The sequence below is a fragment of the Leptolyngbya sp. ST-U4 genome (assembly GCF_039962215.1).
Lineage (GTDB): Bacteria > Cyanobacteriota > Cyanobacteriia > Elainellales > Elainellaceae > Leptolyngbya_A.
Map to the genome: position 1 here is coordinate 1 of NZ_JAMPKZ010000045.1, position 23271 is coordinate 23271.

23 protein-coding genes and 2 pseudogenes are annotated in these 23271 nt (G+C 47.3%); 4 read left to right on the top strand and 21 right to left on the bottom strand.

The genetic code is table 11. From position 1 onward, the window contains the following. Window positions 1–522 precede the first annotated feature (522 nt). From NDA02_RS25855 to NDA02_RS25885, 7 genes are all read right to left on the bottom strand, one after another. The gene (locus NDA02_RS25855; RefSeq protein ID WP_190790780.1) at window positions 523–1896 is read right to left on the bottom strand and encodes an erythromycin esterase family protein; all 1374 of its coding nucleotides are present in this window, start codon (window positions 1894–1896) and stop codon (window positions 523–525) included. Between the two features lie 238 nt (window positions 1897–2134). Next, window positions 2135–4363 carry an ATP-binding protein gene (locus NDA02_RS25860; RefSeq protein WP_348256183.1) on the bottom strand — a complete coding sequence of 743 codons (2229 nt, stop codon included), beginning with the start codon at window positions 4361–4363 and terminating at the stop codon, window positions 2135–2137. 508 nt (window positions 4364–4871) lie between these two features. After that, window positions 4872–5897, bottom strand: a complete 1026-nt coding sequence (locus tag NDA02_RS25865; protein WP_190790782.1) for a 2-oxoglutarate and iron-dependent oxygenase domain-containing protein — start codon at window positions 5895–5897, stop codon at window positions 4872–4874. A 128-nt stretch (window positions 5898–6025) separates the two neighbouring features. Next, window positions 6026–7153 carry an aromatic ring-hydroxylating dioxygenase subunit alpha gene (locus NDA02_RS25870; RefSeq protein ID WP_348249673.1) on the bottom strand — a complete coding sequence of 376 codons (1128 nt, stop codon included), beginning with the start codon at window positions 7151–7153 and terminating at the stop codon, window positions 6026–6028. A 113-nt stretch (window positions 7154–7266) separates the two neighbouring features. Then, window positions 7267–7995 (bottom strand): DUF3865 domain-containing protein, encoded by a 729-nt coding sequence (locus NDA02_RS25875; RefSeq protein WP_348256184.1) that lies wholly within the window; start codon window positions 7993–7995, stop codon window positions 7267–7269. Between the two features lie 1355 nt (window positions 7996–9350). Continuing rightward, window positions 9351–9632, bottom strand: a complete 282-nt coding sequence (locus NDA02_RS25880) for an IS1-like element transposase (RefSeq protein WP_348256185.1) — start codon at window positions 9630–9632, stop codon at window positions 9351–9353. A 351-nt stretch (window positions 9633–9983) separates the two neighbouring features. Continuing rightward, window positions 9984–10403 carry an IS1 family transposase gene (locus NDA02_RS25885; RefSeq protein WP_190790786.1) on the bottom strand — a complete coding sequence of 140 codons (420 nt, stop codon included), beginning with the start codon at window positions 10401–10403 and terminating at the stop codon, window positions 9984–9986. Between the two features lie 753 nt (window positions 10404–11156). On the opposite strand from NDA02_RS25885, the gene NDA02_RS25890 reads away from it, so the two are divergent. From NDA02_RS25890 to NDA02_RS25900, 3 genes are all read left to right on the top strand, one after another. Continuing rightward, window positions 11157–11291: an IS1 family transposase gene (locus NDA02_RS25890; protein ID WP_190790787.1), complete on the top strand. Its 135-nt coding sequence runs from the start codon at window positions 11157–11159 to the stop codon at window positions 11289–11291. A 205-nt stretch (window positions 11292–11496) separates the two neighbouring features. Further along, entirely contained in the window at window positions 11497–11718 is a 222-nt protein-coding gene (locus NDA02_RS25895) for a hypothetical protein (protein WP_190790788.1), read from the top strand. 70 nt (window positions 11719–11788) lie between these two features. After that, window positions 11789–12229, top strand: coding sequence for a hypothetical protein (locus tag NDA02_RS25900; RefSeq protein WP_190790789.1), 441 nt, complete (start codon window positions 11789–11791; stop codon window positions 12227–12229). Between the two features lie 31 nt (window positions 12230–12260). On the opposite strand, the gene NDA02_RS25905 is transcribed toward NDA02_RS25900, so the two are convergent. Genes NDA02_RS25905 through NDA02_RS25935 form a run of 7 tightly spaced genes read right to left on the bottom strand, consistent with a single transcriptional unit; the run spans window position 12261 to window position 16187 of the window. Continuing rightward, window positions 12261–12923: a Na(+)/H(+) antiporter subunit B gene (locus tag NDA02_RS25905; RefSeq protein ID WP_190790790.1), complete on the bottom strand. Its 663-nt coding sequence runs from the start codon at window positions 12921–12923 to the stop codon at window positions 12261–12263. Continuing rightward, complete coding sequence (locus NDA02_RS25910; protein ID WP_190790791.1) at window positions 12924–13520, bottom strand: DUF4040 domain-containing protein; 597 nt, start codon at window positions 13518–13520, stop codon at window positions 12924–12926. Beyond that, on the bottom strand, window positions 13510–13791 hold the full coding sequence (locus NDA02_RS25915) for a monovalent cation/H(+) antiporter subunit G (protein WP_190790792.1): 282 nt from the start codon (window positions 13789–13791) through the stop codon (window positions 13510–13512). The genes NDA02_RS25910 and NDA02_RS25915 overlap by 11 nt, the downstream gene beginning before the upstream one ends. Next, window positions 13788–14039, bottom strand: coding sequence for a hypothetical protein (locus NDA02_RS25920; RefSeq protein ID WP_190790793.1), 252 nt, complete (start codon window positions 14037–14039; stop codon window positions 13788–13790). The genes NDA02_RS25915 and NDA02_RS25920 overlap by 4 nt, the downstream gene beginning before the upstream one ends. Beyond that, window positions 14036–14425: a Na+/H+ antiporter subunit E gene (locus NDA02_RS25925; protein WP_190790794.1), complete on the bottom strand. Its 390-nt coding sequence runs from the start codon at window positions 14423–14425 to the stop codon at window positions 14036–14038. Before NDA02_RS25925 ends, NDA02_RS25920 begins: the two co-directional genes overlap by 4 nt. Continuing rightward, window positions 14422–15855: a cation:proton antiporter gene (locus NDA02_RS25930; RefSeq protein WP_348256186.1), complete on the bottom strand. Its 1434-nt coding sequence runs from the start codon at window positions 15853–15855 to the stop codon at window positions 14422–14424. The genes NDA02_RS25925 and NDA02_RS25930 overlap by 4 nt, the downstream gene beginning before the upstream one ends. Next, a complete protein-coding gene (locus tag NDA02_RS25935) occupies window positions 15852–16187 on the bottom strand; it encodes an NADH-quinone oxidoreductase subunit K (RefSeq protein ID WP_190790611.1) in 336 nt (111 codons plus the stop codon). Before NDA02_RS25935 ends, NDA02_RS25930 begins: the two co-directional genes overlap by 4 nt. 553 nt (window positions 16188–16740) lie before the next feature. On the opposite strand from NDA02_RS25935, the gene NDA02_RS25940 reads away from it, so the two are divergent. Beyond that, a complete protein-coding gene (locus NDA02_RS25940) occupies window positions 16741–16902 on the top strand; it encodes a hypothetical protein (protein ID WP_190790610.1) in 162 nt (53 codons plus the stop codon). Between the two features lie 5 nt (window positions 16903–16907). Here the strand turns inward: NDA02_RS25940 and NDA02_RS25945 are convergent, their stop codons facing one another. The 7 genes and pseudogenes from NDA02_RS25945 to NDA02_RS25975 all read right to left on the bottom strand — a co-directional run bounded on the left by NDA02_RS25945 (window position 16908) and on the right by NDA02_RS25975 (window position 22972). Further along, window positions 16908–17387, bottom strand: a complete 480-nt coding sequence (locus NDA02_RS25945; protein WP_190790609.1) for a phosphate-starvation-inducible PsiE family protein — start codon at window positions 17385–17387, stop codon at window positions 16908–16910. Between the two features lie 81 nt (window positions 17388–17468). Next, a complete protein-coding gene (locus NDA02_RS25950; protein ID WP_242067183.1) occupies window positions 17469–18854 on the bottom strand; it encodes a cation:proton antiporter in 1386 nt (461 codons plus the stop codon). A 138-nt stretch (window positions 18855–18992) separates the two neighbouring features. Further along, window positions 18993–19703: pseudogene (locus NDA02_RS25955) on the bottom strand (IS6 family transposase). A gap of 66 nt (window positions 19704–19769) precedes the next feature. Then, a pseudogene (locus NDA02_RS25960) lies at window positions 19770–20159 on the bottom strand (cation:proton antiporter); the annotation flags it as partial. A 280-nt stretch (window positions 20160–20439) separates the two neighbouring features. Then, entirely contained in the window at window positions 20440–20772 is a 333-nt protein-coding gene (locus tag NDA02_RS25965; protein WP_190790607.1) for a hypothetical protein, read from the bottom strand. Between the two features lie 96 nt (window positions 20773–20868). Further along, window positions 20869–22092, bottom strand: coding sequence for a sodium-dependent bicarbonate transport family permease (locus tag NDA02_RS25970; RefSeq protein ID WP_348249671.1), 1224 nt, complete (start codon window positions 22090–22092; stop codon window positions 20869–20871). A 709-nt stretch (window positions 22093–22801) separates the two neighbouring features. Continuing rightward, window positions 22802–22972 (bottom strand): hypothetical protein, encoded by a 171-nt coding sequence (locus NDA02_RS25975; protein WP_348256187.1) that lies wholly within the window; start codon window positions 22970–22972, stop codon window positions 22802–22804. Window positions 22973–23271: the final 299 nt, after the last annotated feature.

Sequence of the window (23271 nt, forward strand, 5' to 3'; positions counted from 1 at the left end):
GCACCGATCAAGCCCTCGACCAAGCGATGACGGAAGCAGTTCAGTTCATTACTGAAGATGACGCCATTGGTTGGTTCAATCACTGTGGTCTATTCACATGAAATTTGCTGTAAGCTGCGGGAAGAGTTGCAGGGTGTACTGTTGCTCTGCAATGCATTCTTGAATTGATTTATGTCCTGCTGCAACACCTCCTTGATTGGTGATGCCCACAATGATCCATTCATCAAAATAAGAATAAGCGCAGCGTCAGCCCCCTCGATCGCCTGCTGATCCTGAGGATGCTGAAAGTATTGCTGCCCGCTAAGGGGTTCTCAAAGTGTACCGTCGAGGTCTACCAGGAGTAGGGACATCGTTTTGCATCGGTAAAATCATTGTACGACCATCCTATGCAAGGAACAGTTTCCCTTCCCTCATACTAATGGTATGACTGTGAAGACGATCACCCCACCTTCAGAATGAGCTACTGATAAAGTTGTTATATTATTCAAACCACTCTAGCCTTGTTTGCCTAAAAGGGTGAGGTTATAAACTGGAGGGAAAGGTGCCTGGAACTTCTGCGGCTTTGAGTTTATAGGGTTGATGCGAAGCCGTTTCTCCTCCGGGATGATCGAGTGGTTCGACTGCGCTTGTATTGTCAATGTGGATCACAGCATCAAATTGAGCTGGAAGTTGAGCCTGAAAATAATGGCTTCTTCGCTCGGTTCGAGGTGAATAAATCACGCCGATCGCCCGTTCGAGTCGCGGTTGTCGCAGCCCTGCAACAGCTGAATTTTGATCGCGCAGGTCGAGCCAGAATTGCGGCAATTCAACCTGGTGCAAAATCGTTTCGTAGCTTTCCGGTAGAGCCGGACGCAACTGCTTAAATTTTGGCGGATCACCCCAGTGAGAGGCAGCCGCAACTGTACCGCTGTAAGTGGTGAACCCGACTAAGAAGGCATCTTGTCCATAGCGTTCTCGCACCAGTTGCCCCAGGTTCCACTCCCCTAACTTCTTCATGTCGGTTGCCCGTGCATCTCCCAAGTGAGAATTGTGTGCCCAGACGACAACCTTGGGCAGTTTGCCCTGTCGTTCTAGATGAGCCGCCAAATGGTCTAATGTCTCTGCCATGTGACGATCGCGCACATTCCAGGAACTTACTCGACGTTGAAACATTGAACGGTAATAGGCTTCTGCATTTTTGACTAAACGAGCATTCTGTTCAGCATCAAAAAATTCGTCTTCTGCTACGTTGCCATCAGGTTGGGCATATTCTTCCCGACGACGCTGCAATTCCATTAACTGATTTACAGCTTCATCTTCACAAGGAGCGTTTAAACCAGAGGTCGCCGCATACCCATAGCTTTCTGAATCCTCGCCCGCATGGTCAAAGCAGGAATAGCGATGACGAGCTTGTTTTGCCGCTTCGGGGTCAACCTGCTCCAGATAAGTCAACACCGCTTCCATTGAAGCAAACATGCTGTAGAGATCGAGCCCGTAGAAGCCCACTTTTGCCCCATAATCAGGCAAGGTATCGTTGTGCTGACGTAACCAGGTCACGAAATCGAGCACATCAGTATTTCGCCACATCCATAGCGGAAAGTCATCGAGATCGTCTAGTGCTTCTCTTGCCGTTGTATCTTTGCTAATGCCCCGAACAAAGCGATCGACCCGGTCAGCATTGGGAAAATCCGCTTCCACTGCCACTGCGATAAAGCCCTTCTCCTGAATCAGGCGTTTTGTAATTTCTGCTCGCTGCTGATAAAACTCATGAGTTCCATGAGATGCTTCTCCAATCAGCACAAATCGAGCATCCCCGATCGCTTTCAGCAAAGCATCATAGTCTTGGGCTGACCCGGTTAAGGGATACGCAGCTTGCTGAATAGCATCGACTAAACTAGCAATTCCCTCTTGCGACATGATTCTCAACCTCCGGTTGCTATAACTCCATCATGCTGAAATACGCTTGTTCAGGTATCGACCAAACGCCATATTGAGCGCTGGTAACAGCACCCCCGCCAGTCCTAAATCTTGTAATGGTTGAGAATGGTTTGGGAGATAATCTCAGCTCTGCTTCACATCTTCATTGGGCTGACAATAGAAAACAGCGGTTGCAACACTCAAACGATAGAACCACTATTCAACAACGCCATTTTTTTTACTGAACGACAGCAACAAGCGGAATGGCGATGATAAACTCTGTTCCTACACCGGGAGTAGAAATGTAATCGAGTTTGCCACCGTGTTGTCCGACCACAATTTGATAGCAAATTGATAATCCTAAGCCTGTTCCTTTTCCGACAGGTTTGGTTGTAAAGAACGGATCAAAGAGTTTGCCTTTGATTGATTCTGGAATACCCATTCCATTATCTGAAATTCGGACAATTACCTGTTGAGTTTTATCTAATTCAGTTGATATGGTGACTTGTCCTGGATTCTGCTGCACTTCCTGAAGTGTCATCTGACTATTGCGCTGATCGATCGCATCAAGCGCGTTCGTCAAAATGTTCATAAATACTTGATTGATCTGTCCTGCATAACACTCGGTAAGAGGCAAGTTTGCGTAATGCTTCACAAGCCGAATTTCAGGGATTTCATGCTTCGCTTTGAAGCGGTATTTCAGAATTAGCAGAGTACTATCAATACCTTGATTGAGGTCAACCTGTTTTGTCTCGGCTTCGTCAAGGCGGGAGAAGTTACGCAGAGTGGTTACAATTTCTCGAATCCGACGAGTGCCTTCTTGCATTGATTCCAGCATTTGAGGTGCATCTTGCATCAAAAAGGCTAAGTCAATTTCTTCGGCATACTGCTGAATTTCAGTGGCGGGATGAGCGTAGTGCTTTTGATAAAGGCTCAAGGTTGTGAGCAATTCTTCTACATAGCTCTTCGCGTGATTCAGATTGCCATGAATAAAGTTAACAGGATTGTTAATTTCATGAGCTACGCCCGCTACCATCTGCCCTAAGCTAGACATCTTCTCAGTTTGTATCAATTGTGCCTGAGTCTGCTGCAAATCGCGCAATGCCTCCGAAAGTTCCAGGGTACGCTGGTGAACTCGATTTTCTAAATCTGCATTGGTTTGTTCAAGTTCGTGGTTTGCCGACTCTAGTGCCCGGAAAGAATCACGCAGTTGTTGAGCCATTTGATTAAAGGAATGGGCAAGTTCCTCAAACTCTCGAACATGGTCAGGTTGCACAACCAGGTCAAGTTCTCCAGCTGCGATCGCCCTTGATGCAACATTTAATCGTGCGATCGGTTGAGCAATCCAGCGGGAGGTGTAGATTCCTAAAAGCGTAGCGGTTCCCAGTGCGATCAGACAGAGCCAGATGGTGATGCGCGTGTTGTCTTGGATTTGTCCCATAAAATCGGCTTCAGGCACGGCAACCACGACCAGCCAATCTAGCCCCCAAGCATCGCTCCACGGTGTCACTTGCAGAAATTGACGTTGCCCATTCTGCCAAAACTCAAGCTGCTGCTGCGACTTAATTTGGCTCAAATCTTGAAACTGCTGCTGCATATACTGCACCGATGCTTGAATCAGCGGATCGCGGCTCTCCGTACCTCGTAAACGCTGTGGCTTGTTGTTCACAAGTCGATAAGGTTCCTCGTCGGCTGAGCTACCCACTAGCAAACCGTTCCGTTCCAGAATAAAGGTTCGCCCAGAAGTACTTACGGAAAGCTGACGCAGGAAACTACTGATTTCCCAGGTTCGTAATTCCGTCCAGGAAATATACTTCAAACGATCATTTGCATCATAGATGGGGTAGGTTGCTGCCAGCGACAGATGGTAAGGCGGGTCGATCCACTGAAATAAATTCCAGATCGGTTTTTTCTGCTCCACCGTTTGCTGATACCAGGGTTCCTGCTTAAAGTCGAACGTTTTGTTCACTAAATCCAGCGTTGCAGGTTCACCCTGGCTGTTTACCTGGTAGATATAAACGTCGTTATTACCAAACCGCTGAGGCGACAGGATATCGATCGTCACTGGGCTGTTGCGTTCAAATCGACCCACGCCAATAAAATTGCCCGATTCGGAAACCAGGTTGATGTATCCCAGGTTGTAGACCTGCATTTGCTGCCAAAAATACCGCCCTAGCAGATCTAAGTCTTCGGGATTCAGTGCCTTAAGTTCAATTGCTTTTGCATTAAGCTGTGCAATTTGCCGCCCAGTGAAAATAAAATCATCCAGGTGCTGATTAATGCGATTGCTAACGCTCCGCTGCAACTGCACAGCTAAGTCATTTACAGCTCGTTGTCCATTGCGAATCGAAAGGTAACCAGTTAAGCCAACGGCAGCAAAAATCTGTAGCACAAAGGGAACTACCAGTATCACCTGTAAAGGAATTCCCTGACGAGAGCCAATTTTTGCTTTTAACTGCTTTCCCACAATTCTGCTCCAGAACATTCGTGACGTAAAAAGGGTTTTACCCTATCGTCTGCTTTGCAGTTCACGAATTAACGGAGTTTTGCAGGTCAAATATGGTACGTCTTCCTGTCACCGTTGAGCAAGCAAAATTCTTCTAATTAACGACCTGCGCTTACAGGACGAGCGTAAGAACTCTTTCAATGTCTCTTAGTGTTCCCAGTTTGAATAAAGCGATCGCACCTGAGAGCCGGGATGGGTCAAGACAGTCCTGCTTTCTGCCTGGTGAACAGAGGTCTAAGGGCATGCGCCAATAGAACCCTCGCCGCTAGCGTAGGTTGTCATCGATCCTGCCAAGGCAAGCCCACAGAAGCAAATTTGGCGTTGCTGAATAAGCGTATGATACGCCCCCCTAGCCCCCCAACTTTGGGGGGAACCAGAATTCAAAGTCCCCCAATGCTGGGGGATTTAGGGGGCGATGCAGAAGCTAAATTTACACCGTTCATATCCTGATTCAGCAACGCCGCAAATTTTATTGCAGGTAGCTGAAGGTTTTGTGATAAATGCTGCTAATAAAGTCTCCTGCGGTAATGGGCGCGTACCGAGCCGGATTCTCAGGACTGGTGCAGGAGGGAAACACCTCAATCACCGTGTCATAGTTAGGGGCAAAGAAGAGTGTTGTCACATAGCGATCGCGGTTAGAGCGATTCAGTGCCCGATGGATGTTTGACTGAAATCGATTATTGGTCCAGCGTGCCATCTGGTCACCAATATTAATGACGAAAGTGCCGGGAATGGGAGGTGCTGCAATCCACTCCCCTGCACTGTTTAAAACCTGCAAGCCCTTAACGTCCTCCTGTGCCAGAATTGTGAAGCACTCATAGTCGGTATGGGCACCGAGGCTGATCTGACGCTCGTGAATTACCCCCCTGCAGGGAGGATAATGAGACAGGCGAAGTTGGGCTAAGGGTTTCGTCGTTTTGTTATCGAAGAAAGTCTCAGGCAGATCGAGTGCCAGGGCAAAGGCGCGAAATATTCTCGTCCCCAATTGCCGAAGTTCACTATAGTAACGCTCGATCGCTTCCTGAAAGCCGCACAGATGAGTAGGGTAAACGTTCGGGCCATATAGCCACTTTCCTGCCAGCACATCTGGATCGTCCGCAGGCAGATTCAGGGAAAAATCCAGTGCCTCTTTCAAATCAGGTTCAGCGGTTACATCGACGCGCTCTTCCAGAAAGGGTACATAGCCACGATGGTTAGAAGATTTGGAGATGTGAATTTCCATTTTTTCCGCCAAAGGCAGCGAAAAGAAACGTTTGGACTGAGCAAAGGAGTGATCAATAACAGACTGAGGAACGCCGTGATTTTTAATGTAGAAAAAGCCAACCTCTAGGCAGGCTTGACAAATTTGATTGGCAACCTGCTGCCGATCGGCAACGCGATCACTGCTCATCAATGCAAAATCAATTAAGGGAATCGTATCAAATGGAATTTGCTTGGCAGTGATACTCTCAGTGAGGACTTGTCGAATTCCGTTTCCAGTTTCGATTGCTCGCATCGGCAAATCCTTCATAAGATGAATTTGATAATTTGTGATGTTGAGAGAGGAAAAGGGTTCTGCTTTTACAAGAAAAACCTTGCCGCTTTTCCCTTTTTAGGTTCGAGATTCAAGCAGATTGGATGGCATTAATTAAGGCTGGAATCATTGAATGCTGCTAACCAGGTTCTCTGGAAGTGGGGAATTCCATCTTCTAAACCCGCCGCAAATTGTAGAACGCCATAAGCCTGCGATCGAACGCTGGACTGCAATAGCCGCACTGCGCCAAAGTCTTCTTGCAGCACCCGATCGAACTCTGCCCGAAAACTGTCGCGGTTATAGGGAAAAGCGGTTTGCTGCGATCGTGTTTGATAAATTAACACTTCAAATCGTGTCTGAGTTGCGCTCAGAGGTAGCAGTCGAAAAACCGACACATTATCTCTGGCAGTGTTCACCATCCAGTTTGGAAAGATAAACCCTTGATAAGACTTGTGCTGTGGTTCTCCGGCAAATACCTGGTGTTGCTTAATAGAATCCTGAGCTGCATACCCTACACAAATTTGATAGTGCCGCCCGGTAATTGTCGCCTGAATATTGCGCGGATCAAAGCACTGTAAACTCTTGCCGTGAACCGTCGAGAGATGGTATGACTCCAGGTAATTTTCCACCAGAAATTTCCAGTTCACAGGTTCCTCATAAAACCAGGAATCTACCCGCTCCAGTTCTTTCCAGTCATGGTCATACTGCTCCAGGTATGCCGGAAAGCCTGCCAGGTAAGTCTGCAAAGATTCACCTGTGGGGGTCAGATTCACAAAAACAAAGCCTCCCCACGTATCAACCTGCGCTGAGCGCAACTGCACCGCCGATCGATCAATCCCTGGAAAGCACTGCGATTGAGGCAATCCCAGCAGGTTTCCTTCTAGACTAAATCGCCATGCGTGATAATGACATCGGACTTGGTGGCAATTACCCTGATCGACCAGCAACTGCGCTCCCCGATGAGGGCAAACATTGTGAAAAGCCCGCAGGCTCCCATTTTCAGTGCGAATGACAAACAGCGATTGGTCTCCGACTGTACAGGTGAAATAATCCCCAAAATTTTGAACCTGCGATTCTCGACCGACCATTTGCCAGGTATGGTTCCACGATCGCATCTCCTGCTCGAACACATCTGTTTTGTAATAAGCGCGCCCTGGCAGCCCAAACCTGTGAAAATACTCCGATGAGCTACCAGAATCATCGAGCAAATGCTTTGAGGACTGAGCGAGATGATTCATCAAAGACTCCTGATGTTTTACCAAATGAAGAAGCTGTTCGTGTCGATCTGCTTGTGCCAATTTGGAATGAGGTTTCGATACAGAAGGCGAGTGAAAACCTGCTCTAATTGTCTTTAACGATAACGATACACTGGCTCTACGATTTGCTGAGTCAACGCCTCTGCTGCCAAGCCCGACCACCACGCATCCATTGCCGTCAACATCGCACGAAAGCCAATTTCAAACGCCTTAAAATGCTCAGGTTTGAGATGATGTGCGATCGCCTTTCGCAAATTTGCTTCGTGTTCTGGTTCCCACTCATTGAGATGCATCTCAAAGAAATACCGTAGCTGTTCTGGCATTGCTCCTTCCAGCAATAAATTCAGCATTCGGACAATGATTTGCAACTCTGGCACTGCAGTTGCTTCCACTGCGAAAGCAGCACCAGACAAGTAAGCAATGGGTTGATGGGTCATCGCCTCCAACCGTTCAAGTAGGGCTGCGGTTGCCGTTGAAGGGACAACTGCTTTAATAGGCACCTTCAAAGCCGTCTCTAACCCCTCCGCTAGCAAATCAGCATGAGGAATTCCCTGCGTTTTGCTGCCGAGCTCCTCAGCAAGATTATCGTCCAGTTCCTTCATAGCAACATCCCAGCCAGCGATCGACGCTTGATTACGCATTGCTTCAAGAAGTACCACCAATGCTTTGGGAAGAATTGAGTACTGCTGCAAGATACAGGTGATTTGAGTAACATTGGCAGCACCCGAAATTCGCACAACTGGATTTTTTTCAGCGTGAACCGCTACATACTCCTCAGACATAGTTTGGCAGAGCCATAAAGTCAAAGCGTTGAACTCATTCATGGTCAAACACTCTATTTTTAGATGGATTGTGACATTAGGGATTATCAGTTCAGCTCTCTCAAAGCTGATTCAAACCAATGAAAAAGTTGACTGCTTGCACAAACGTTAAGAAATAGGTAGATATCCCAGATTTGCGAGCGAAATGATGTGTTTTAGAAACTGTAACAACACTGAGAAGGGGTAGATTGCAGCAGCTGATGAGTAGCTTCACTGGGAATATATATTAAATTACATTCCCCAACTCCTAAGGGAGATCCGTAGATTTGTGGAATTATCAAAGGACGAATAGAGAAACCTAAGTGAGGATACTCGGAAGCAACGTAAAGATTTCTTGAAGAAACGCCGTTTTACGTAGAATTACGGGCATTCCACAACTCGCATTTTTTTGACATAACCACAAAATCTCGAAAAAGTTCACCCTGCGATTGCATCGCAAAAACTGCTTGGTAGTGCGTTAAATTAATATGGGATAGGCGGCAATATCGTACTAATCCCACAACCGTGTCGTTAATCCTGCTTGCTGCGCAGCAGTGGATTTGAAGCGACTGTGTTGCCAGATCCAATTGACGTAACTGGTCACCAATCGAGTCTCACTTTGGTTTGTTCCCGCACCTTGCCAAATTGGTTCTGTCGTCAATGCCATCTTCCGGTTTGTTGTCGAATTGTGCCATTCGTCCGCTCTAATCGTTGGATTTTGTCTTTGCCAATGTAGTGTCTAATGTCGGGTGGCAAGACGCGTTCGTATCCATCTCAGTCATCGGTGTCGAACTGCTTGTATATGATTTTTCCTTCTGTGTTGATGACCCATTGCTCAATGAATGCATCGGTGTGTCTGCCCATCCTGGCAGCGAGCAGAGAGGGGACCTACCCCAGAGGCTGAACGGGTAAGTTGCCTCGTTGGGGTCTGTCTTTGCCTGTTCCTTGATTGCTTGGGTTAGCTTGCTGATTTCCTCATCAAGTTTCTTCCAAATATTTCAATAAGATTCAATTACGATTTTGGGTTCAGTTGCCGTAACACAGTTAGGCAGTTCTTGAACCAACTTGTGGCTTATGGTTCGATTTTTATCAGACTCAATCAATTCCCACTGACGAAATTTCATTCTGATCTTATTTTTGACGGCTGCTCGGTCTTCAACTAATTGCTGTCTCGTTCGCGTTAGCATCCGACGTTTGTTGTTCTTGCTGTGCGCTTGGAATGCGATTGCCCTTTAGCCTTCCTGCCTCGAGCAGTTTGGCATTACCTTTTGTCTTATACAATCCAGCATGGGAACATCCATTTCTGCCTCATCCACGCGCTGGAGGAGCACTTCGACCGCCTCAGGTTCGGGCAACTATTCCGGCAGGGGTTGGTTCACTCACTTCAGGTGGCGAGACTTTTTTAACTCTTCAATGACCGTTGTGGGGCTAATTCCCAACACACGAACCGTGTCCCGAATGCCACTGCCATTGACTGCCATATCCGCAATTTGTTGTTTGACCTCCGGCCAATAGCCCCGGTAAGAATAGTGCCGGATAAAGGTGCTGCGGGGGCAGTAAGGATTGCGGCACTTGTAGCGTTGTTTGCCCTCAGATGATTTGCCATGTTTAACCCCCTTAGAACCGTGACAAGCAGGACAAAGAACAGTTTCTAAAACCATCGGGACGTTTGGAGGTAGACATAGCTCTATTCTCCCTTGCTTCTACGGGTCTAGAACATTGTGATTGGGCTGTTTATCAATCGATACGAATTTGGATGAGCCGTTTGACTGATCCATAGTTCTGAAACGCTACCTTATTGTTTCTTCAGTCTCAAAGGGAGATTGAAGGAGTTCAATTTTAGTCTTGCTTGAGACTCACCTTTATTGTTTTAAGTCTATAAATAATAAAAATTTTCTCATTTTGAGACTAGTTTAGAAACACAGTAGACTCATTAAGAGACATTGTTGCAGCAGGGTAATGTTCTAGCCCCGCGGAAGGGGTTTAGATGGGAAGACTAAATTTATGGCGGTTCACAAATAGTCCGATGACGATGCCACGCATCTGCTCGGGCTTTGAAAAACAAATCGTTTTGCGGGCAAACCTTGGATTCGCGTTCGTAACGTCAGGTGTTTCCGTTCAATTCTTTGGGTGTAATGGCTGGGTAACCGGGCATAACCGCTCCAGCCATCGGTATAGAGTTGCTTGATTCCGAATGACGTTAACAATTGCATCAACAATTCCAGTGCTGCATCAGTATGCGATAGCAATACATCAGCCAAAACTTTTCCGATCGTATGATCAATTGCATTGCATAACATTTTTCTAAGTTTAATTGTTCTGAGTTTCTCTGAGTCTAACTTTTCGTTCATTTGCCAATTGTGGCTTTCGCAATTTTTTGATCGATCGCATTTAGCTTTAAAGTTCAATATTGGGTAGCTGCGATCGTTCATAAGGTTTTCATTGGGCGCTCATTGAAATTGCTTACATTAGATCCGATTAACCACAGACGATGTAAACGATACGGAGGCGAAGCTGCTTCATTTTTGTTCTGGGTATCTAAGCGGCTGGATGTTGAATAACTTGCGATACACTAGCGGTAGACTGGAGATGACTATTCGAGCAGGTAAAGCAGGGGGTAGAAAAGCAGGCAAAAATAGGGGTTAGAATCTAGTCCAAATCTAGTCCATGGATTTAAAGTGATGGCTAAAATGCTTTCAAATAGCTAAATTTGAAGAATCGAGTATTTGCGTAACCCGCAACTAGGCGAGAACGATTTTGTTGCGGCCTCATATGTGACTGCACCCATAAGTTGAGCAACTTGCTCACTTTATGCTTCTAAATAGAACTGCTCAACTGGCGTTGCTGAATCAGGATATGAACGGTGCAAATTTAGCTTCTGCATTGCCCCCTAAATCCCCCAATGCTGGGGGACTTTGAATTCTGGTTCCCCCAAAGTTGGGGGGCTAGGGGGGCGTATCATACTCCGATTCAGCAACACCGCTCAACTTATGGTTCCAATTGCCCTACCCTCAGTACCGGCGATCACTCTATGAGGCTTCCAATAATGGAACATTAACTAGAAATTAATTTCTGCTTGAGACCTATATACTTTTGCGACTTCAGGGTTCCGCTGAATAATCGGTTGTGCGTCGGAAAAGTGTGGGCAGGTAGAATAAAAGCGATGTTGTGGTGGTGTGTTTGCTATGCGCTGTCCCTTCTATGACCATACCAGAGTTTATAAACACGGTCGAACTCGTAAGGGTGTTCAACGCTTCCAATGTCCTGCCTGTCGCCAAACGTCCACCGAAACCCTCGACACGCTTTATACCAATTCTTGAAAATTGAACGACAGATGCTATAAGACGAATAGAGAGTTCAGTCATAACGGATGGTAGGAGTTTACAAACTGGAGATTCAAGAGAGTGAAGATGAGATCAAGCAGTTGCTAAGATCGCAGAAAACAGCAACTGGCCAAGAACGGATTCACTTGCTGTATCTGCTCAAAAGCAAGCCGGGTAAAACCATGCAACAAGCGGCATCATTTTGGGACGACACCGAGCTACGGTACAGGAATGGCTCAAACATGATCCGGAAGGAGGCATCGAGGAATGTTTCAAACTGGCGAAGAGTCAGTTGGGATTAGGGGATTATGAGGTGTGTTCTTGGCAGGGATGGCATCGACCCATGACCCTGGTTTTAGCGGCTCAAGTATTTCTGACCGTACTGCGTTCTCAATCTGACGCACAACCCGTTCTACAGACCTAATTTTCGCTATAGTTGAGGCAATCCATTACCTTTAATATTTCAATATGCTGCATCCGCAGGCATTATCTCTATGAACAACCAGATTTCTTCCCAAAAGCTCTGGCTAGCTTTAAGTTTGCTTGGTTCAGCCTATGCACTTATGGGATGGTACTTAGCAGCTCACCATATCTTTTGGCTAGTCAGTACATTTGTGGTAGGAACAACCCTCACGATCGCCTGGAGAAGCAATCCTGTTCTAGAGTGCTTAACCTGGCTAACCAAGCAGCAGGTATTCGTTCTTATCAGTGCCAGCCTGCTTTTTAGTCTGATCGTAGCATTAACACTTGTAGAACCGATATTGCTGAGCCTTATCCTCTTGCCACTGATCACATTGCTTTATGCACTTCTAGAAATGCGAGCTGCTGGATTAAAGCAACTGGACCTATTTTTATGGTTAGTGATCGTAGCAGGATTGGGGTTAGGAATCGGTGAAGTGGTCGATCTCTTTGTTGCGCCGAGTATGCGGTACTGAAGGAGGGCACTTCTACGTCTAAAGGAGATGATCAAAGTAATCCCCGATAACGAATAAATACTAGAATAACTGCCCATGACCCTAACGCAACCTTAATTGCAACCAGAATGTTGAGTAGAGGAACTACTCCACCACTAAGCAGTGCGCCCAGCTCTCCATGAGGCAACTCAATGCCTATCAGGGTGAACACTGCCAGTACAATAAACATCAGCACGGAAATTTTTTCCCAGGTTGCAGAGTGCCAGCGTTGATAAATTGACTCCATCCACTGCGAAGAGGAGGTGATTGACACCAATCCGATTGCAGTTCCGCCTGCAACGCCTGCTGCAAAGCCTCCTCCCGGGCTCAGATGCCCTCGAATTGCCAGTTCCACCCCCACGATTGCAGCAATTGTTGCTCCAAGTTGTGCCAGCACAATTGAAGGTTGATCACGAAATTGATAGATGCTACAAAACGGGCGTTCATTTGCTAATAGAAAGTGAGCACCCATGATGGCGATCGTAAACACGATAACCTCAAAAATTGTGTCGTATAGCCGATTTCTAAAAATGATGCCTGACACAGCATTTGGCACTCCACTATCCTGCACAACCGCTTCAACGATCGATAAATCAAAACCCCCTGCGGTTGGATTGGGCATGATGAGAAATTTGACGAATAGAGCAATGCCTGCCGCAATATAAAGCCATTTCATCTAATGCTTCTCCCCTGAGTCCTGTACAGTAACGTAAGCAAGACTGGTTGCGGAGGATACCAGTTCTGTTTGCAGAATGCTGTAAAGCCGACGAATGCGAGTGGCTGTGTGATAGGGTTTTTGTACAGATTCGGATGCTGGAGAAATTTGCTGGTTCAGTTGTCGTTGACCGATACAGGTTGCATGAACTTCTTTTTCTATCAATGCTTGACTTAAGGATTCTGGATCAGGGTAGGAAATCAGTTCAAGCCGCAAATAGTATCGACTGGCAATTGTTTTTAAGTCAGCAATTAAGTAGGCTAGGGGTTGATTATTATCTGTCTCGCTCAATGCACTTTTGAGTATACCAATCCGCATTACCAGAGACGAACGGACTGCTACGACATAAAGCGTAATCGCCAACATGGTTCCGACCAATGCTTCGGTTAATGCCACATCGGCTGCTCCTAAAATCGCATAGACTAGAGCTGCCACTGCTCCCAGAATGCCGCGCAATACCAAGGCATTGTAGGGGTTGACCTGAACAGTAAGCATCACCGCTGTCAGTGGCAGGAGCGCAACGATCGCATTAATGTAGCTAAAATCACTAGCGTTCATTATCTCCTCCACCACTAGAACAATATGCCAGTACATAGCCCAGTACCGTATTCCAGATTGCCAGAGAAATCAGGGCAAGAACGAGTAGCGACCATTCGCTAGGAATCTTCAGAAGCAGCCCGAAGATAATACTCATCGACCCAAGTGTATCGGCAACTGAAAGGCTATGCAGCTTAAATAAAACCGATTGCTTGCCAAGTAGGGGAAAAGTTCCCCAAAACCAGAAGACAATTCCCACAATAATGCAGGCATAGCTGAGGATGTTGATCATAATGCATTTATTCGTCTAATCACATGAGCTAGCAGCATTAATCCAGCATTTCCTACACTTAGGATAATGACTCCAACAACTCCAATCATCCAATCATCACGCAAAACAGAGACAACCAAAATCATCACGGATGTCTTCGTTGCGATGCTGGCAAAAGCTAGCATTTTCTGCCAAATATCCTCATCCTGTGAAGCTTCGTAGATAGGAATGAGTAAAGCCAGAATCATGGCAATAAGAATCAGGTTCATGTCCTCTTCCTCCGCTGCACTCGGTGAACTTCGTACCAACCTGCTTCGTGGTATTTCACCACAATTGTTTTGGGTGTAAAGGTAATTAGAAAGATATCTAGAAAAACGAGTCCGGGCGATCGCCTCGGTTTAACTCGCTCCATTGTGATCTCCTCTCGCGTATGGGGATGTAACATTAATTCAAATGCTTCCAAATATGCTTGAGGAATTGCCACAATAATTTCCCAGAGCACCCGCAGCCAATCTTTAAGCGCGCCAAAGGCAGTTTGAGAGTGTGGCAGTAGGAACGCAACACAAATACCGATGATGATATTTGCCACACTTAGATTGGCAGTGAGCAAAAACCAGATAACTAGTCGCAGGATGAGATTGAGATATCCGATCATGCTAGCACCATCCAAAAGAGCAGGATTAGCATCAAACTCATTACTCCAATCAGATGATCAAATTGCTCAAGCAAACGCGGTAACTTGAGAACGGTTTGTCGAAAGATTAGAAAATACGCTAACCAGCCTAGAGCGATTGTAATCAGGGGTTTGACAATATTCGCAAGACTATATGCCTCGTAATACACTAGATTTGCCAGAATTAGTCCCCCAATCAGCAAGACGATCGCTGTCCAGAATCCTGGCTGGTTCTTTTTCGCTTCCGCTTGGTTCTGATGAGGTAGAAAGATAAACTTGGCGAAGGAAATTGCTGTTCCTAGAGCTGCCACATTCATCCCAATGACCTGCCAGGGCAACAGGCTTTTCATCGTCAAAACCTTCGCCCCAAACCCCGATAGCAGAGGAAACCCTGAAATCGAGAAACTTGCTATCACTAAAACAAGCCAAATTGGTGTAGTGAGGGGCTTATGTTGCAGCTCCTTGAGGTTACGGCTGGGCAAAACGCCTGCAATCAGAAAAAGTGCCGACTTTACTAAACCATGCGTTAGCGCATAAAAGCCGCCGACCTCGGGTGCAGCCAGAATAAAACCCAGTTGGGAAACGGTATGAAACGCCAGCATCCGCTTGGTGTCTTTCTCAAAAACAGCATAGCCAACACCCATCAAAGCGGTTCCTACACCAAAAATGCGAATCAAAGGATCAATTTCCTCGATTAGTAAAGCGCAGCGTACGAGCGGCAGAACCCCTGCCTTAACGACCACACCGGACAGCATTGCTGATACAGGCGTTTCTGATTCAGAGTGAGTCAACGGTAGCCACAGCCCCGATACAAAAATTCCGCCTTTAACGAGAAGTCCTAGAAAAATGAGAGCAAGTGCTTCTGGTGGTGCTTCTCGCAATCCGGTAAATGCAAAGGAATGGCTCGCTTGATAAACCAGAACTGCGCCTACCAGATAAAACAGCATGGCAACGTTGCTGGTAAACAAATATCGCAGCCCAACCCAAATCGATCGATCCGTGCGGGGATAAGCAATTAACAGAAACGCGGCAATACTAATGACCTCTAACGCCACATATAAACTGATGAAATCCATACAGGCGAACGCCGAATTGACGCTGCCATGCAGGATGATGGTCTGCATATAAAAGAAGGCTGTTTTATCACTGCCCCAACAATAGAGAATAACGGCGGCTGTCACGACCGCATTCGTTAGAATAAAGAAACCACTCAGCGAATCAAGCAGCAAAGTAACGCCAAAGTGATCCAGTAATTGCAGTGGCAGCGGCGGTTGGGTAAAGAGCAGCAAGGCATAGCCGACCGAAGCGATCGCCACTCCTAGTGATAAATAGCGAGCCAGTTTGGGAAGCAGATAACTGATAAACCCGATGAAAAACGGCAGGCTAATCCAGACGAGCGTGAGGCTACTCATAGTGTGTTATTTTGCTCAATCTCGCTTGTTTCTAACGTTGGGTTATCCTGCGCCAGCTTCATCACGCCGACCAGCATGAGTGCTTGAATTGAAAAGCCAATGACGATCGCTGTTAAGATAACTGCTTGAGGGACAGGATCAGCGTATTTTTCTGTTGAAATATCTGAAAGAATCGGTGTAAATAAACCATCGCGGGATGCAACGAGTACATAGTAGGCAATAACCCCCGTACTCATAACATCCATTGAAATAATCTTCAGCACCAGGCTTTTCTTCAGGATAATACCGAAGAATCCGCACAATATTGTTCCAAATACGCAGGCTTCTAGCACAGTCCCTTCCCCTAACAGCGTTGAATGGATACCCTAAGAGATGGCGAAAACTGTGAGCGATGGCGCAGGCTAGGATTGATCTGGGAGCGCGATCGCCTCAAATTGTTCTTGCGTTCCTGCTTAATGTTTTGCGGAAAGCATAGACTTAATTCAATGATTGACTGAGACTGAATAGCAATATCATTATACTTTGATTCTGGCTCTTACGCGAGTCTTAATGCTATCGATGCATAATCTGATGATTAATTTGATGACTGATCTGATGACTTCAGAGACAGGGTTTGATTATGGAAGCCGTACTATGGGCAGTCTGAATTTCAGGAGAACTAAGAAAATTCTATTAGTTCCAAAGAAAACCTAAATACTTCCAATATTGCGGTTGCTCCCTTTTCTCAATACAGTTCACAAAAGACGCATTGCGTTTGCTTGTTGATGCGCTACATTCATGTCTTGAGTGAGGAAGGTTATCATGAAGAAGCTAGATCAGAATTTGCCGCATTCCCATAATGTGAACGAGGGGTGAGCAATTCATATTTATGGCAAGAATCGCCGCTTGCTTTACACCCTTGATCCTTCTCATGGCTGGAGCGTGCTAGTTGGTTTGGCATTTGGCGCGATCGTGACAGTTGGCTGTGTTGACATTAATCGCTATCCATCCGCCCAGTCTACTGAATCCACTGCTAAACCCATGCAGGCTCCATTATCCGTAGATTGATTTTGTTAAACTTGACGTTCACGATTGCGCCGCACAATCCAATAGCTGATTGACAAAGCAAAAATTGCCAGAGCCAGAGCCATTAGCTCCAGTCCACCTGTTTTGTTAAAGTCAAAAATGATGATTTTACGGGCAACGGCTGTGAGCGATGTGACAATCACCAGTTCCAGTTGAACCACGTGCTTTCTCAAGTAGGCAGTGATGTTTTCTAACAGCTCCAATGCGATCAGGATATTGAGAAATAAGCCAAACATCGAGAGCAGCGTTACTGTAAAGAACTCATCTGGATTTGCAAGTTTATTATTAAACCAGACTTCTCGAAGGAGAAAAATAAAGAGTTCGGTTACTGAAGCGAAAATCACGCCTGTCATGGCGATCGAGAGAATCTTCGCAACCCATGTTTCTACCTTTTTCAGCAGACTCAAGAATCCGTCATCGCTGACGGCCGATCGAACGGATTGAGTGAATTGCTGCCAGGGGTTCATAGTGGCTGATCTAAACTGGCACTGGTCAATCTTCGTTTAAATCCCCCTGAAAAAGGGGGACTTTTAGTTACCTATTTACCTTTATGGTAATGTTTGAGGTTCACGCTTCATCGTCCCTGTCTCAATCAACAGTTCGGATTCATCAGAATCTGAAGACTGCCCAAACGCCAGGCGTAGGAAGGGTGGCGCAAGGAATGTGGTTAAAATTACCATTGTAATAATCGCTGCCTCTAGCGGTTTACTCAACACGCCACTGGCAGAACCAATCCCGGCAAACACTAGACCGACTTCACCACGCGGAATCATGCCCACGCCGATCGCCAGACGGTTAATGCCAGGTTGACCAAACACCGCCCAGCCGGTCACAACCTTGCCGATAATTGCTACGACAATCAGAAATGCCGCAATCACCAAGCCTTCCCGGTTTGCGGCAACAGCCGGGTTCAGTACGCCCAAATCTGCTTTTGCGCCCACCGTCACAAAGAAAACGGGAACCAGGATATCGGCGATCGGAATGATTTGCTGATCAAGTTCCTTCCGGCGATCGGTTTCATCCAGAACTAACCCCGCTGCAAATGCACCCAAAATTGCTTCCAGATGAATTGCGTTTGCCAGAAACGCCATCAGGAACGCAAAGATCAGGGCCGGAATTACCAGTTTGCCGCGTGTCTGGAGTTTGTCTACGATCGTCACAAATGCCTGATTAAAGAACTTGCCCAACAGGATTGCACCCAGCAGGAAACCCGTCGCGCTGATGATGAGATAAACCACGTTCATCACATCGACTTCACCCGTCTTAGCAAGACTGGCAACCACCGCCAGCACAATAATGCCTAGCACATCATCAATGACTGCCGCACCGACAATAATCTGTCCTTCCCGCGCCTTGAGTCGCCCCAATTCCGATAACACTTTTGAAGTAATACCAATACTGGTTGCCGTCAACGCTGCTCCGGCAAAAATCGCAGGAATTGCAGCGACATGAAACAGCAGCATCAGCCCTACCGTACCTGCGGCAAAGGGAACCGCTACTCCCACGCAAGCAACGATCGCCGCTTGATAGCCCACCTTCTGCAACTCGCGCAGATCGGACTCCAAGCCAATTTCGAACAGCAGAATGATTACGCCAAGCTCTGCTAGAAGCGAAATAATCTCGCTTTGTGACTCAAACACTTCGATGACGGCTTGAGGTGTTAAGCCCCCAACCCATTGCAGAATCGGCATTAGCAAAGAATCGGTTGCCTGTGCGCCACTCTCTGGAAACACCAGCAAATGAAATGCTGAAGCTCCGACCAGCACACCGCCAATCAATTCGCCTAGCACAGGCGGAAAATCTAACGCTTTTGAAATTTCACCACCCAGCTTACTAGCGAAGTAAATAATCACCAGACTCAGCAGCACCCCCGATAAAACGATGGACGCATTTTCAGGCGATGCCATTGCTAATGTCGGAGAATAAGGATTCATCCAGGAGAATCCGGTTGATACCAAATTTGTCCAAATTGAAAGCACATTAGGTGCAATCCAGACCATGTGTGATACCTCTGTGATGGTTGTGTCGCAAAAACTTTTTAAGGACAAACAATCTGTATCGTTTGCGTTCCCTTAAGCAGCAATTCCAAAGATCGCTTCGATAAACTTCACTTGAGACACATTGTCCCCTTGTTTGACTTCTTTTACTTGTCCTTTCCGAATTATATTCATCGCTTCAATCCCGCTCAACGTTCATCTTGCTGCGTTGAACGTCTTAAATCCCATCATCGGCTTCACGATGCGCTTGATCGATCGATGATCCTGCTCAACCCCATGATTCAAATATTTGCTCTGCCTTAATTCGGTCTCTTTTTCAATCGTTTCATCTGCTTTGAGCGTTTCCATTGCCGCTGGGTAAGCCGTATTCTTGTCCACTGTTATCTCCCGTGGAGCTTGAGTGTGCTGACCCTTGAGTACTTTGTGCAAGAATCTTGCCGCTGCCTTGCCATCTCGCTTGGCACTGAGCATAAAGTCCAGCGTATTACCCTGGGAATCCACAGCGCGATATAGATACTTCCACACTCCCCTAACTTTGATATAAGTTTCGTCCACGCGCCATAAGTCGTTCGTCGGTTTCAGGTGTCGTCGAATCCGTTTGTCTAGCTCTGGTGCGTACCTCAACACCCAACGGTTGATGGTCGAGTGATCCACTCCCATGCCGCGCTCCTGCATCATCTCCTCCAAATCGCGGTAGCTGAGGGAGTAACGGCAGTACCACCGCACGTTCAGCAGGATGATTTTGGGCAAGAAGTGCCGCCACTTCAACAGAGAAGCAGTAGACATCGGAGGAGGAGGTTTAGTCCTATTTACCTTACCACCCACCAGTTTTTGCGACACAACCAATAATCACGCCGATTTCAGCAGAACCGAAATCGCTTCACTTTGCGACTCAAAGATCCGGGTCAGCGCATCCGGTGCCATTTGATTCAATTCTTGCAGCGCCGTCATAATCACCGAGTCAGAAGCAGACAGCCCCCCTTCGGGAAAGTTCACTAGGTGCAACGCCGAAACACCAACAATTACACCAGCGACCAGTTCCCCCAGGACGGGCGGAAAACCCAATCGCCTAGCAATCTCTGCGCCGAACTTGCTGGCCAGATAAATCACCACCAGCGTCAGCGATACGCCAGACAGAATAATGGGTGAATCCTCAGCAACAACGGTCGCCAGGAATAGTATCGGAGCCATGAGAGCGGCTATCCCCCCACTGAAAGGAGGCAGAATGTTGGACAAAATCATGAGTTTAAAGCGATGAAGGTTAAAGGTTAAAGGGAGTCATAAAACTGCGGAAGGGTATGAAAAAAGCAACCGATCAAGGACGGTCATGCTTTGGATGCGGTTGCCTGGATCGAGACAAGCCTAGTCGTCAATGAGCGACGCGGGCGAATAGGTGTTGAGATTATCTTGAATCACAATCAGCTCCTCCGCTTGGGCATCATCTAAATCGACTAACGTTTTGAATAACGATCAACAAAAAGCCGGGGCATGACCCGGCCATTTAGGTCTGCGTCGTCTCGATTCAACAGCCGTCTGGTCCACAGAAGCTGTGCCCGTACAGTACCTCCGCGTCACAGATATAGATCATGCCCGCAAAATCGAGGAAAAAATTCACTGCGACCTTATCCGCAATATTCTCGGCCATATCCCGATCCGGGGTGAGCACCTCGAATTTTATATTCGCCGTGGTGTCAGAAACGTTGGGTTGTCCTGACGAGCGCACGTTGCGACTGCCTTTACCGCCAGTTTCCACCACCGTATAACCAGTCGCCCCGCATTCATCGATGATATTGGCGATCTTTTTCAGCAGAATCTTTTCCGTGACGATGACAAGCTTTTTGGCTGGCTTTGCCATGTTGATTACCTCCGTACCTATGTATCTTGATCTTGTATATTGATCTACTCGGTCTGCCGGGTCAAGGAAGCACCGACAGACCGCGACCCGTCGGGATTAGCGGCCGCCTATCGCCTGGGCGAGTCCGAGGAAGAGCGGTATACACAAGCCGATCGCAACGGGCGTACCGATGGCTGTGGAGGCCCCGATGTAGGCGGAGGGATTGGCCGACGGGATACCGGCTCGCAACGTGGGCGGACCTGAAATGTCTGAACTGGAGGAGGCGATAACAGCCAGAACCACGACACCGCCCAGGCTGAATCCTGCGACGTAGTGGGCAATCATGCCGAGACCGAAGGCGATAAGCCCATGCACAAACGGTGCTACCACGCTATACACGACGTACCACTGGGCCACCTTACGCAGTTCGCCAAGCCTTGACCAAGCCTCCATACCCATGACCAGCATCAAGATCGAAAGCAAGCCGCGAAAGGCGGGATCGTAGAAGCTTTTATAGACACTTTCCGGCTGGGCTAATATGCCAAGAGCAATGCCGAGCAACATTGCCGATAGGGCAGGTCCCTGGAGGCTTTCCTTCACGATCGGCCATATTTTGACCCGATTATCCGCAGACTGTTGCTTTCTGAGATACTCTTGTCGGCTGCTGGGATAATCACCTGCGGGACTGGAAGACGTGCCTGCGGGACTGGGATAATCGCCTGTGGTACTGAAAGACGTGCCTACAGGTAGAGATGCGCCTGCGGTACTGAAAGCCGCGCCTGCGGTACTGGTATATTCTCCTGCGGGACTGTGATACTCCTGCTTACTGAGAGACTCGCCTGCTGCACTACGCTTCTTCTTTTTGAGATAAATGTTGGCCACCACAATCGCCGTTACGAGCGCTGGGATATCCATGAAGGGATAGAGTGCGCCAGCCCATGCCTCGTATTGGATGTTTTGTCCCTCCAGTACAGTCAGGGCGGCGGCCATAGTAGAGCCACTCACAGCACCAAACAACCCCCCGGTCGCAATCGCATCTACGGTTTTGACCTTCGGCAGCTTGGCCAATGTATAGCGCGCGATGAATACAATGAGAATTCCTACTGCTATAGCAAACGCTACGGGTAACACCATCTCCGTTAGGTTGGAATTGCGGATCGCCTGACCACCGGTCAGACCGATTTTCATGAGCAGCATGAAGACGATGATCTGAGTAATCGCCTCTGGAATTACCAATTCGCTACCAAGGGCGGCAATGACCATACCACCAATCAGAAAGCTGAGTGTTGGGGACTGCAATTGCTGAACGAAGTCCATGAAAAACAAGGACAAAAAATCCACGAATACCTCCTTATGCCTCCTCTGAAGAGGGGTGACTATTGTGATAGGTGAGCTTTAAAGGGTAAGGGAGAAGCGTTTCACCCCTACAGCACAGGTGTTCGGCGAGAACATGTCGCCAGGGTGTTTAGAATGGCCACTCTTCCAATGGGACTGGAAGGTGATAGCTGTCCTGCATTACAATCCATAGACTTTTATCTATAGTTGCCCGAAGCTCCATGCCTTTAAGTCTATATGTTGTGCTTAAGTCTATCGTTAAATCCGCACAAATTTGCGATCGCTTCACATGAATCTGCTAAGTAATGTCAAATGCAAATCATAAGTTTCCTTTTATTCTCAGAAAATCCGTATATTTTTGGTCAACGTGAATTGCGATCGCAGAGTTTTCTCAATTCGATATGCCCTTTACCAAATGCTCTATGCAACCAGAGAGCGTCTGTCTCTTCTCGCTGACCATATTCCATAGCGCGCGATGAATACAATGAGAATCCCTTTAACGAAGTCCATGAAAAACAAGGACAAAAAATCCACGAATACCTCATGCATCCTCTGACGAGGAGTATTGCAATAAATGAGCTAGATGAACCTTAACGAGTTAAAGGGAGCAGGAGGGAGGCACTTCACCCCTACAGCGCAGGTGTTGCACGAGCACCCATTGACTGGGCTTACGGTTATTGGCTCGGTCGGTTCAGAGATCAACGTTGGGGCACTGCTAACCAGGGCGGCAAAAGAGCCGCCACAAACCGCCCGTAGAGTCCACCGAGGGCCCCCACCCCAGAGGCAACGCCGAAGTCCAGAGCCAGGAGTAGACAACGGCAGTCGTGACATCGCCGAAGATATCGCCTCGGCGGTTATTAAACCGGATGAGATTGGTGATTGTCATAATTGAGATAAACGAACAGTAGATCAAACTAACTAGAAGCAACCCATTTCATAGAAAGGATCACCTATAGATAAAAATCGGCTGGAGAATGGGATTTGGTATCTGCGATCGTGCGCTCAAAGAAGTCTCAACAACGGACTGCCGAGAATGATTGCTGAGCGACTTCAAGCTCTGAAACGCTCCAATCGCCAAGGACTGCGCTCGGGCAATTGTTTTTCGTACCCCAACGCAGTATTGAGAATTGGAGTGAGCTTATGCACCCACTCATGCGCCTGCGGTTGACCAATGCCGAACAAAAA